Annotated in this window: 9 protein-coding genes; 8 read left to right on the top strand and 1 reads right to left on the bottom strand. The window is 38.2% G+C overall.

Annotated features, from left to right (window positions below; translation table 11 throughout):
* Positions 1-453 precede the first annotated feature (453 nt).
* The 6 genes from GQR54_RS19290 to GQR54_RS19265 all read left to right on the top strand — a co-directional run bounded on the left by GQR54_RS19290 (position 454) and on the right by GQR54_RS19265 (position 5,712).
* A complete protein-coding gene (locus tag GQR54_RS19290; protein WP_166379678.1) occupies positions 454-1,089 on the top strand; it encodes an isoprenylcysteine carboxylmethyltransferase family protein in 636 nt (211 codons plus the stop codon).
* Positions 1,090-1,725: 636 nt separating this feature from the next.
* On the top strand, positions 1,726-2,604 hold the full coding sequence (locus tag GQR54_RS19285) for a sensor domain-containing diguanylate cyclase (protein ID WP_166379676.1): 879 nt from the start codon (positions 1,726-1,728) through the stop codon (positions 2,602-2,604).
* A gap of 134 nt (positions 2,605-2,738) precedes the next feature.
* The gene (locus GQR54_RS19280) at positions 2,739-2,903 is read left to right on the top strand and encodes an epimerase (protein WP_166379674.1); all 165 of its coding nucleotides are present in this window, start codon (positions 2,739-2,741) and stop codon (positions 2,901-2,903) included.
* A 129-nt stretch (positions 2,904-3,032) separates the two neighbouring features.
* Positions 3,033-4,049 carry a kelch repeat-containing protein gene (locus tag GQR54_RS19275; protein ID WP_166379672.1) on the top strand — a complete coding sequence of 339 codons (1,017 nt, stop codon included), beginning with the start codon at positions 3,033-3,035 and terminating at the stop codon, positions 4,047-4,049.
* On the top strand, positions 4,046-4,762 hold the full coding sequence (locus GQR54_RS19270; protein WP_166379670.1) for a Sir2 family NAD-dependent protein deacetylase: 717 nt from the start codon (positions 4,046-4,048) through the stop codon (positions 4,760-4,762). The genes GQR54_RS19275 and GQR54_RS19270 overlap by 4 nt, the downstream gene beginning before the upstream one ends.
* A gap of 152 nt (positions 4,763-4,914) precedes the next feature.
* Positions 4,915-5,712: a response regulator gene (locus tag GQR54_RS19265; protein WP_166379668.1), complete on the top strand. Its 798-nt coding sequence runs from the start codon at positions 4,915-4,917 to the stop codon at positions 5,710-5,712.
* Positions 5,713-5,771: 59 nt separating this feature from the next.
* Here the strand turns inward: GQR54_RS19265 and GQR54_RS19260 are convergent, their stop codons facing one another.
* The gene (locus GQR54_RS19260; RefSeq protein WP_024592865.1) at positions 5,772-7,085 is read right to left on the bottom strand and encodes a M20/M25/M40 family metallo-hydrolase; all 1,314 of its coding nucleotides are present in this window, start codon (positions 7,083-7,085) and stop codon (positions 5,772-5,774) included.
* Between the two features lie 387 nt (positions 7,086-7,472).
* On the opposite strand from GQR54_RS19260, the gene GQR54_RS19255 reads away from it, so the two are divergent.
* Together GQR54_RS19255 and GQR54_RS19250 are read left to right on the top strand one after the other, a co-directional pair.
* The gene (locus GQR54_RS19255) at positions 7,473-8,180 is read left to right on the top strand and encodes an SDR family oxidoreductase (RefSeq protein ID WP_166379666.1); all 708 of its coding nucleotides are present in this window, start codon (positions 7,473-7,475) and stop codon (positions 8,178-8,180) included.
* Positions 8,181-8,422: 242 nt separating this feature from the next.
* The gene (locus GQR54_RS19250; protein WP_166379664.1) at positions 8,423-8,827 is read left to right on the top strand and encodes a molecular chaperone DnaJ; all 405 of its coding nucleotides are present in this window, start codon (positions 8,423-8,425) and stop codon (positions 8,825-8,827) included.
* Positions 8,828-9,008: the final 181 nt, after the last annotated feature.

The raw sequence follows: 9,008 nt of genomic DNA, 5'->3' as shown, positions 1-9,008 counted from the left end.
GTGTAGCATTTGCTATGTGAAAGTAGGACATTACCAGGCTTCAAATTGTAGAAAGCCCGAATCTAACGATTCGGGCTTTTTTACGTCTGAAGAAAAGTAAAATACGTGTAATTAATGCGCACTCACATCAACACGCATCACGTAGGTCGGGCGAGCGTAGCGACTCCCGACGCTAAAATCATAAAATATCTCCACCCGTAAAAAGTGTAGCATTTGCTACGTGACTCTCTACCGCTATGGGCACTACGACATTCTACTGTGTAGCGCACCGACTTGACATTGTAGAGATCTCGGTACTAGCCGAAAAGTAAGCTTTGATTTAATTTCTATAATAAAATCTGTAAACTAACTAACTTATACACATTTCACTTACTTTGCTTGTTAATTAACGGCATGAATACTAAGATGAATTTATTATCTTAGTATTGTAATAAAGGCACAGGGCTTCCATTAATGAACTATCAACCTTTTATAGATGACTCTGCATCGCTGATTGAATTTACGCGTATTTATCTTGCTATTTTTTATACGTTTGTAGCAGCTTTTTATACGTACAGGATTATTTATAAAAACCGAACTACACCTTCTGGCGTTATTTTTCCTGGAGAAAAATTCTGTATTAGTTGGTGGAACCATATGGCATTTAAATTTTTTAGAGCTGCTATTTGGTTCGTATGCGTTGTAAGGGTTTTTATTCCTGAGTTGGATGGCTACTTAATATTGTTTGAGCCCTTAAATGGTTGGCCTGGGGTGATGTTTGGTAATGTATTATTGAGTGCAGGTTTTATTTTAACGATGTTTGTGCATTTTAATATGGCATCCCTTTGGCGTTCAGGAATTGATCCTAGTGGGCCAAAAGAGCTTAAGACAACGGGGCTTTATGAGTACTCGCGCAACCCAATGTATTTAGGTGTTGCAGCTGCTCAGATTGGTTTCTTTTTAGCGCTGCCAAGCTTGTTTAGTTTAGTTTGTTTGCTTGTAGGGTTAACTGCCCTGTACAGACAAACCGTAATAGAAGAGAAACATTTAACACAATCATTTTCAGAAGAGTATCTGCAATATAAGCAGCTTGTACCTCGTTGGCTATAAGTATAACTTAGCTTTTACGAATCTATAAATTCGCTGCTTAATAAATGTCGTTTTATTAATTTTGTAAGCTTAAAAAAACACAAAGACTACTCGTTAAATTGTAACTTGGTGCTTTATATATTTCGAAATTAATCCACTTTTAGAAATATCTTTGAAAATATGTAACCTTGTATGTAGTCGCATGCCAATTCTTTTAATAGTAAAACTGCTTTTGAGTTTCCACGCCTTTTTCAACAACCAGTACATCAGGATTATGCGCTCTAATAATGTTGCCTTTACTAGGGCGGTGTTATCATCGTTTGCTTCGATGTCTTGAATAAAATAGCGATCTATTTTTAAAATATCTAAACGCATTAAATATGCAAGCGGTTAATACCCAAACCCATCAATTGCTATATCAATTATAATCTTTCAAAAAATGGCTGAACATATGGTAGCTATAACTGCTTAAAGGTTATGTGCCTCAGACTTGAGCCTGCCAGTCTAGTTTGAATGTGTTTTGGTAGTTAGGGTTTTTTACGGGGGCACATAAGTTTAACTTTGTATTAACGCTTGTTTTAGGACGGTTATCTTTCTTTTATTGACAGTATATAGAATACTAAAATTTACTTGGTTTTGCTTAAAAGGCACCAAAGTATGATGAAAAATGAATTTATTAGCGTAGAAGAAGTACTCGATTTAATGCTTGATGCAGTGTGTGTGGTTGATAAATATGGCAGATTTATTTTTGTAAGTGCAGCGTTTGAGCAAATTTTTGGTTATACGGCAGATGAAGTTGTTGGCACAAAAATGATTAATTACGTTTACGAAGGTGATCATTATAAAACGCATAATGCCGTAACTTCGCTGTTGTCTGGCGAAATGGTGAACCCTCGCTTTGAAAACCGCTGGATGAGAAAAGATGGCCAAGTAGTTCATATATTATGGTCTGTTCGTTGGTCAGAGCAACATCAAGTAAGAATCGCTGTCGCGCACGATATAACTGAACGTAAAGTAATGGAAGATCAACTCCATTATATGGCACGGCACGATGTGTTAACTGGCCTACCAAATCGTTCTTTATTGATGAGTCGATTAGAAAAAGTAATTATTAGTGCAACCAGAGACAACACGTTTTTTTCTTTACTGTATATAGACATAAATGGCTTTAAAGCAATAAACGATACTCACGGACACGAAATTGGCGATAAGCTTTTATGCGCTATAGCAAAAAGGCTTTCAGCGTCAGTAAGACATTACGACACAGTAGGGCGTTTAGGCGGAGACGAATTTTTAATTATTTTAGATAACTTAAGTTCTAGCAACGAAACCGCCAGAATAAAAAATAAAGTCCTCACTGAGTTTAAAGCCGTCTTTAAGTTAGATGACGTATTACTAAATATTTCACCCAGTATAGGAATTGCAAACTACCCCGAGCACGGCCAAACAGATCACGAACTCATAAAGTATGCTGATCAAGCTATGTACAAAAATAAACAACGAGGCTTAGATAACGTAACCTATTTGCCTCAATAACTAAGCTGAACTATCACCTTAGGTTAAACAATAGTCACAGCGTCCTTAACTGCTGACATATTTTTTAATATGGGTTTGACAGTGCTGCGCTAAAAAATCTATAAATGTTCTTACAGCAGTTTGTTGGTAGTTCCTTGATAAATAAACTGCACAAATCATGTCCAGATGATAATGAAGGCGATTACCGTATCGGCAGTAATACATTTTTTACGAATGATGCAGGCGAAAGCAAGGTATTGGCCACTGATTATGCAACCGCAATGATTGATGAAGCGCAAAATGCGGCGCACGTAAATTAGCATATTAGTATTGCCTACTAATATGGTTACTAATCAAAAGCGTTTGATTATTTAGATATAACAATACTGGCTCACAAGGTTAAAATAATTTAATCTGAGCGTATTAATTCTTATTAAATTATTTGCCTTATGAGCCTTCTTTTTTCTCTTGCGTTAGCAAGCCTTCCTGCTTTACCAGAGCCAGTTGCTAATAATGCTGTGGCTAAAGTTACAGTACAAAACCAAACCTATTTTTTAAGCTTTATGGGGCTGGGCCGCGATAAACAATACTCGTCAGTGCATAACAAAGTGTGGGCGCTTAAAATTGGCGATTCACAGTGGCAATCTAAAACTGGTGTGCCTTCAAGCTTGCCACTAAAAGGGCGCTTAGCAAGCACCGCAGTCGGTTTAGGCGATTACGCCTATGTGTTTGGCGGCTATACGGTAGCAGAGGATCATACTGAAGTTTCAAGCCCCGACGTATACCGATACGACGTAATAAAAGATACCTACACTCATCTTGCAAGCATGCCAGTACCTGTAGACGATAGCGTAGCGCTGAGCTACAAAGCGCGTTACATTTACCTAATTAGCGGTTGGCATAACGACGGCAACGTAAACTTAGTGCAAGTGTACGACACGCAAAATAATACATGGCAACAAGCCTCGCCATTTTTAGGTGAGCCCGTATTTGGCCAAGCAGCTGCAATTAGCGATAATACCATTGTTATTTGTGATGGCGTTGAAACACAAGCTAATCCTGATTCGCGTCGCTCGTTTGCAGGTGTAGCACAGTGCTTAAAAGGCACAATAGATTCAACTAATCCACAAAAAATAGATTGGCGTACGTTGCCTCATCCAACGGGCACCGCTCACTATCGAATGGCAGCTACCAGCTATAATGGCAATATATATATGATGGCAGGCTCTAATAACCCATATAACTACAGCGCAATAGGCTACGACGGTAAACCTGCACCAGCAAGTGATCATGTTTGGCGCTTTAGTATCGAAAAAAACGAATGGCAGATTTTATCCTCAGTTGAAGTAAAGAGTATGGATCATCGTGGTTTACTTGAGCACAGCGGTGTTTTATACCGAATTGGCGGTATTGATAACAGTCAGCAAGTAAGCGCTAACGTACTCGGTTTCGAGGTTGAAAAGTGAACACCCTTTACATTACCGGGGCGGGAGTCAGCGCAGCCAGTGGTATTCCCACCTTTAGAGGGGAGGATGGTTACTGGACCATAGGCAGTAAAAATTATACGCCTATGGAAATGGCAACGCGCGCAATGTACCAAAATGCCCCTAAAGAATTTTTAGCATGGTATTACCATCGCTTTGCAACGTATCGCAACCATGGCCCAAACGATGTACACCATTGGCTAAGTGACAAAAACCTAATTACTCAAAACATAGATGGGCTTGATGGCAAAGCGGGTAATAAAAATTACATTGCTATTCATGGCAGGCTTGATCAAATGACCTTATTTCATGAGCAAGGTGAGCCAGCCACGCCACTTGCCACCCCGTGGGATATCGTAGAAGAAAGCCTCCTGCAAGAGTCTCTCTTTGAGCTATTTAATATTCAAAACCAAACGCCTGAGCTAAACCATTCATTTAAGCCCTTTGTTTTATTATTTGACGAATACTACACCGAGCTTTACAGAATAACAGAAGCACAAAAGCGTATGCTCAACGCCGATAAAATTGTATTTATGGGCACCTCGTTTAGCGTTAATATTACGCAAATGGCAATTGAAATAGCCCGAAATTACGACATTCCTGTTGAAGTTGTCGATCCTGAACCTACTCATATTTTACACCCTAATGTAAGCTATAAAAAAATGACGGCATTAGAATACATACAAAAAAATTAGACTACTTACTATTACACCTAGTTTTGAAGGGATTTAGTAATATTAGTTCGCATTGGCTATTTTTTAGTTTTTGATAATTGACTGTTGATCTATAATAACAAGAATAAATGTAGTGTTTGTTTTCTATAAAATAAAAAATAACTGAGAAATTAATGACAGATCAAACAGGGATACGCAATCTTTCAATATTATTAGTCGAGCCGTCAGATGTTCAGCAAAAGCTCATAATTAAATCGTTATCACAATGTGGTGTAAGTCAGGTTGAAACTACGACTACCCAAGCACAAACATTGACAATTCTTGAAAGCTATCAGCCAGATTTAGTAATAAGCGCAATGTATTTGGCCGATGGGACAGCCGACTCACTATTACAAAAAATAAGATCAACACCGCGTACTGAACATCAAGCATTTATGCTGGTATCGAGTGAGCGTAATAAAAAATATCTAGAGCAACTTCGCCAATCTGGCGTGTTGGCTATTTTACCAAAGCCTTTTAGTGCAGAAGCGATTACCCGAGCACTTAAAGCTACTTTAGATATTATTACTGAGGAAGAAGTTGAGCTTGAACACTTCGATGTAACTTTACTACGAGTGCTTGTTGTCGATGATAGCCGTTTTGCACGTAAGCATATTATCCGAGTATTAACTGGTATGGGTATTCCGGCACCTGTTGAAGCTGAGGATGGTAAACAGGCAATTGATTATCTTAATTCACAAGCTTTTGACTTAATAGTAACCGACTACAACATGCCAGAAATGGATGGGCGAGAGCTAACAGAAGCCGTTAGAGGCTCAAATAGCTACTCGCATATTCCTATTTTAATGGTGAGCTCAGAAGCTAATGAAACACACCTAGCAAACATAGCCCAAGCAGGTGTTGATGCAATTTGTGATAAACCATTTGAGCCAGCAACAGTAAGAGATTTATTGTTTAAAATAATGTCTTAAAAGTAACTGTAAGCGTAGGACTGAGGTTATTCGGTCCTCGCTTACTTGTAAATTTACTCCTACAGCTGCCCTAATCTATAAACAAGTAATGCAGTTTTTTTAATGTTTTTATCAAGGCTGGTTAAGTCGGCTGTTTCGTTTTTAGTGTGTGCGCCGCTGCCCATTAAGCCCAAACCATCAAGTGCCATATCAACATGATTTGCCGCAAACGAAATATCAGCTGCACCTGCGTTGCGAGGGTTGGCGGCTACTACTTTGTTGAAGCCTAAATCGTGGCTTGCGTCGCTGTATAATTCTAATAGCTTTTTATTGCCATCAGTTAATGCCATTGGCGGGTAACCGTCTTCAAAAATAAGCTCTGCTTTACTGCCATTTAAACTGTTGCTAGCAATGAGTTGCATTGATCTTTTTGCGTTTTCGAATTGCTTTGGCGATAGTGCGCGTAAATCACCTGCTACATGCACGGTTTGTGCTATTACATTACTTTTACCAAACGCCGTTGCTGACGAATTAGCACTGTCGTAGTCGGCATTTGTACCACCTACAATAAGCCCTGGGTTAAATGTTAAATTAGGTTGCGTGGCAAGTTGCTCTCTAAAATCATTTAAAATGCGTGATGCTTCGTAAATAGCGCCATAACCAACGCTTTCGCTAAATATTTGTGACGAATGCGCTGCATTTGCCGTTACATTTAGCGTCCAACCGGTATAACCACGGCGCGCCGCCATAGCTGTTTTTATATTGTTATCGCCATTTTCATAACCAAGCGCTACGTCAGCCCAAATTGCTGCATCAACAATAGCTTGTTTAGATAAGCTAAGCGGGCGACCGCTGCTTTCTTCATCGCCAGTCAGTAATACTTTTATGCTTACATTTTCGAGTAAATTAAGGGCTTGTAAGCTTTTAAGTGCGGTAATTATTATCGTGTTACCGCCTTTCATATCGGCAACGCCTGGGCCACTGGCTGTATCGGCATCAAGTTGTTTGTAGGTAGTAAAGTTATCGTTTTTGGCAAATACCGTATCTAGATGGCCGATCATCAGTATTTTTATTGCATCGGGATTTTCACTCTCATGGGTTGCTAATACATGCCCTGCGCGGTTAAACGCACTGCCATCAAGCCATTCTACTTTAAAACCAATGGCTTTGAGCTGCTCGCTTGTAAGCGCGCCTACTTTTTTTACACCTTCAATATTAAGCGACCCGCTATTAATATTTACGGCTTGCTCTATTTCTTGCAGTGCTTGGGGAATATTTTTATCGACCTGTTTTACTATTTCACGCTCATTTTTATCAAGCGCAGCATGGCTTGTAAGCGGTAAGGTACTAGCAAGTGTGAGAATAAGTGCATGGCTAAATTTAAAAAATGACATAACAGCATAATAAGTGAGAAATAAGAATATTTAATATGAAGTAAAAATACAGAGGATTCAATAGGGGTAGATTGTGATTTTTAACTAATTTTATAAGTAATAACGAGTTACAAGTTTAAGGGGGAATGCGTTATTGGTTTAAACACAGGTATTTAAATATAACCACTTAACTAATAATCAACCTGTGCAACTAAACAGCAATTTGCCTGATATTACTTACCTCCATCATTTGGGATTTTTGCTGCACTTAGAAAAGTTGAGACTGAACTAACTGTTTACAAATACTTATTTTATAGCTAGGGTAAAACCATTGTAATATAAGGACATTTGTCGTTTTTTAGGTGACAAATGTCGTAGACTAAATTGTAAGATTTATAGGTATAAACAATGAATAACTTAGTTGTATTAATAACGGGTGCTAATAGGGGAATCGGTTTCGAATTAGCCAAACAATACCTTATAAATGGATGGACAGTAATTGCTACCTGTAGAAATCTAGAGACGGCGGTTGGTCTAGTTTCATTGAAAGGTAAATTTCCAAATAAATTGTCTATTGAACTAATGGATATCACTTGCCCTGAAAAAATTAAGACGTTGGCAAGTAAACTCAATGAGGAAAATATTAAATTAGATTTAATAGTAAATAATGCGGGATATTTGGATCGAGAAAACACAAGTATCCATACTATTAATTATGCTAATGCTGAAATGTGTTTTAAGGTGAATTCACTTGGACCACTATATTTAACTCATTGCTTTTTACCTTTAATAAATAAAAAACGCTTATGTAAGATAGCCGTTATTTCTTCTGCTATGGGATCTTTTTCGCTAGAACAAAGTGTGGATTGGTATGGTTATCGAATGTCTAAAGCCGCTGCCAATATGCTAGTAGTGAATTTATCACAAGAACTTGTTAATGATAATGTGGCTGTGGTAGCTGTTCACCCCGGTTGGGTTCAAACCGATATGGGTGGCTCTACAGCAAGTGAAAATGTTGTAGACTCGGCTCTTGGAGTTATGAACGTTATTCTGAATTTATCTATTGATAATACGGGAAAGCTTTATAGTTTTAATGGTGATGAGTTACCGTTCTAATAAATATAACCTCTTAATTAATAATCAACCGGTATAACTAAACAACGATTTGTCTGATATTACTGATCTCCACCATTTTGGGGTTTTGCTACATTTAGAAAAGGTAAGGCGAAGCTAACTAACTGTTTACAGTTGTTTATTTTATAGCTAGGATAAAATCATTGTAATATAAAGACATTTGTCGGTTTGTAAAACGACAAATGTCGTAGACTAAATTGTTAGATGTTCAAGGAGGATTGTGTATGTATCGAGTATTAATTTTAATTCTATTAAGTTTTTCGAGTTTGTCATTTGCAACTGAACCCGACTCAAAGTTGGGCTATAAAGGAAAACAGGGGCAAGTATTTGGATATAACACTGTTTTAGAAGCGCTCGAAGCACTGAAATCAGACCCAGATGCCGAAATCAGTGAATCAGAAGGTTGGGTTATTGTTAATGATAATACTAATAAAGCACTTTGGTCTTTCGCTCCGAAAAAGCACTCGTCATATCCATCAGTTGTTCGTCGCGCTGTCGTAGAGAAAGATGGGCAAGTTGGAATAACTACTGAAGTAAGATGCGCTGCTAAAAGATCGATTTGCGACTCGCTAGTAAAAGACTTTATGGAGTTAAACCAAAAAGTTAAAAATGAAGTTAATGGTAAATAGAACATCTAACAAGTTACTCAAACGGACGCTAAACAGTTGGCTAGCACTCGTTCCTCGTACATTTTAGCCAACAATTTCGCGCCGCTTAGTAAGGCGTTGAGGCTGTAGAATTACTCTTTTTAGGAACGTATCCAACTATTTTTTTGTTGGTTGCTTTTTAACCTTGAATCCATCTGTTCGC

Origin of the sequence: Pseudoalteromonas sp. Z9A4, assembly GCF_011378845.1 — a bacterium.
GTDB lineage: Bacteria > Pseudomonadota > Gammaproteobacteria > Enterobacterales > Alteromonadaceae > Pseudoalteromonas > Pseudoalteromonas arctica.
Note: the sequence above shows the minus strand (reverse complement) of the source record. Positions and strands in the feature narration are given on the sequence as shown.

Excerpts from the sequence above, each read along its gene's own strand:
- GQR54_RS19290 (WP_166379678.1), top strand. The coding sequence starts at position 454 with ATGAACTATCAACCTTTTATAGATGACTCTGCATCGCTGATTGAATTT.
- GQR54_RS19285 (WP_166379676.1), top strand. The coding sequence starts at position 1,726 with ATGATGAAAAATGAATTTATTAGCGTAGAAGAAGTACTCGATTTAATG.
- GQR54_RS19275 (WP_166379672.1), top strand. The coding sequence starts at position 3,033 with ATGAGCCTTCTTTTTTCTCTTGCGTTAGCAAGCCTTCCTGCTTTACCA.
- GQR54_RS19265 (WP_166379668.1), top strand. The coding sequence starts at position 4,915 with ATGACAGATCAAACAGGGATACGCAATCTTTCAATATTATTAGTCGAG.
- GQR54_RS19260 (WP_024592865.1), bottom strand. The coding sequence starts at position 7,085 with ATGTCATTTTTTAAATTTAGCCATGCACTTATTCTCACACTTGCTAGT.
- GQR54_RS19255 (WP_166379666.1), top strand. The coding sequence starts at position 7,473 with ATGAATAACTTAGTTGTATTAATAACGGGTGCTAATAGGGGAATCGGT.
- GQR54_RS19250 (WP_166379664.1), top strand. The coding sequence starts at position 8,423 with ATGTATCGAGTATTAATTTTAATTCTATTAAGTTTTTCGAGTTTGTCA.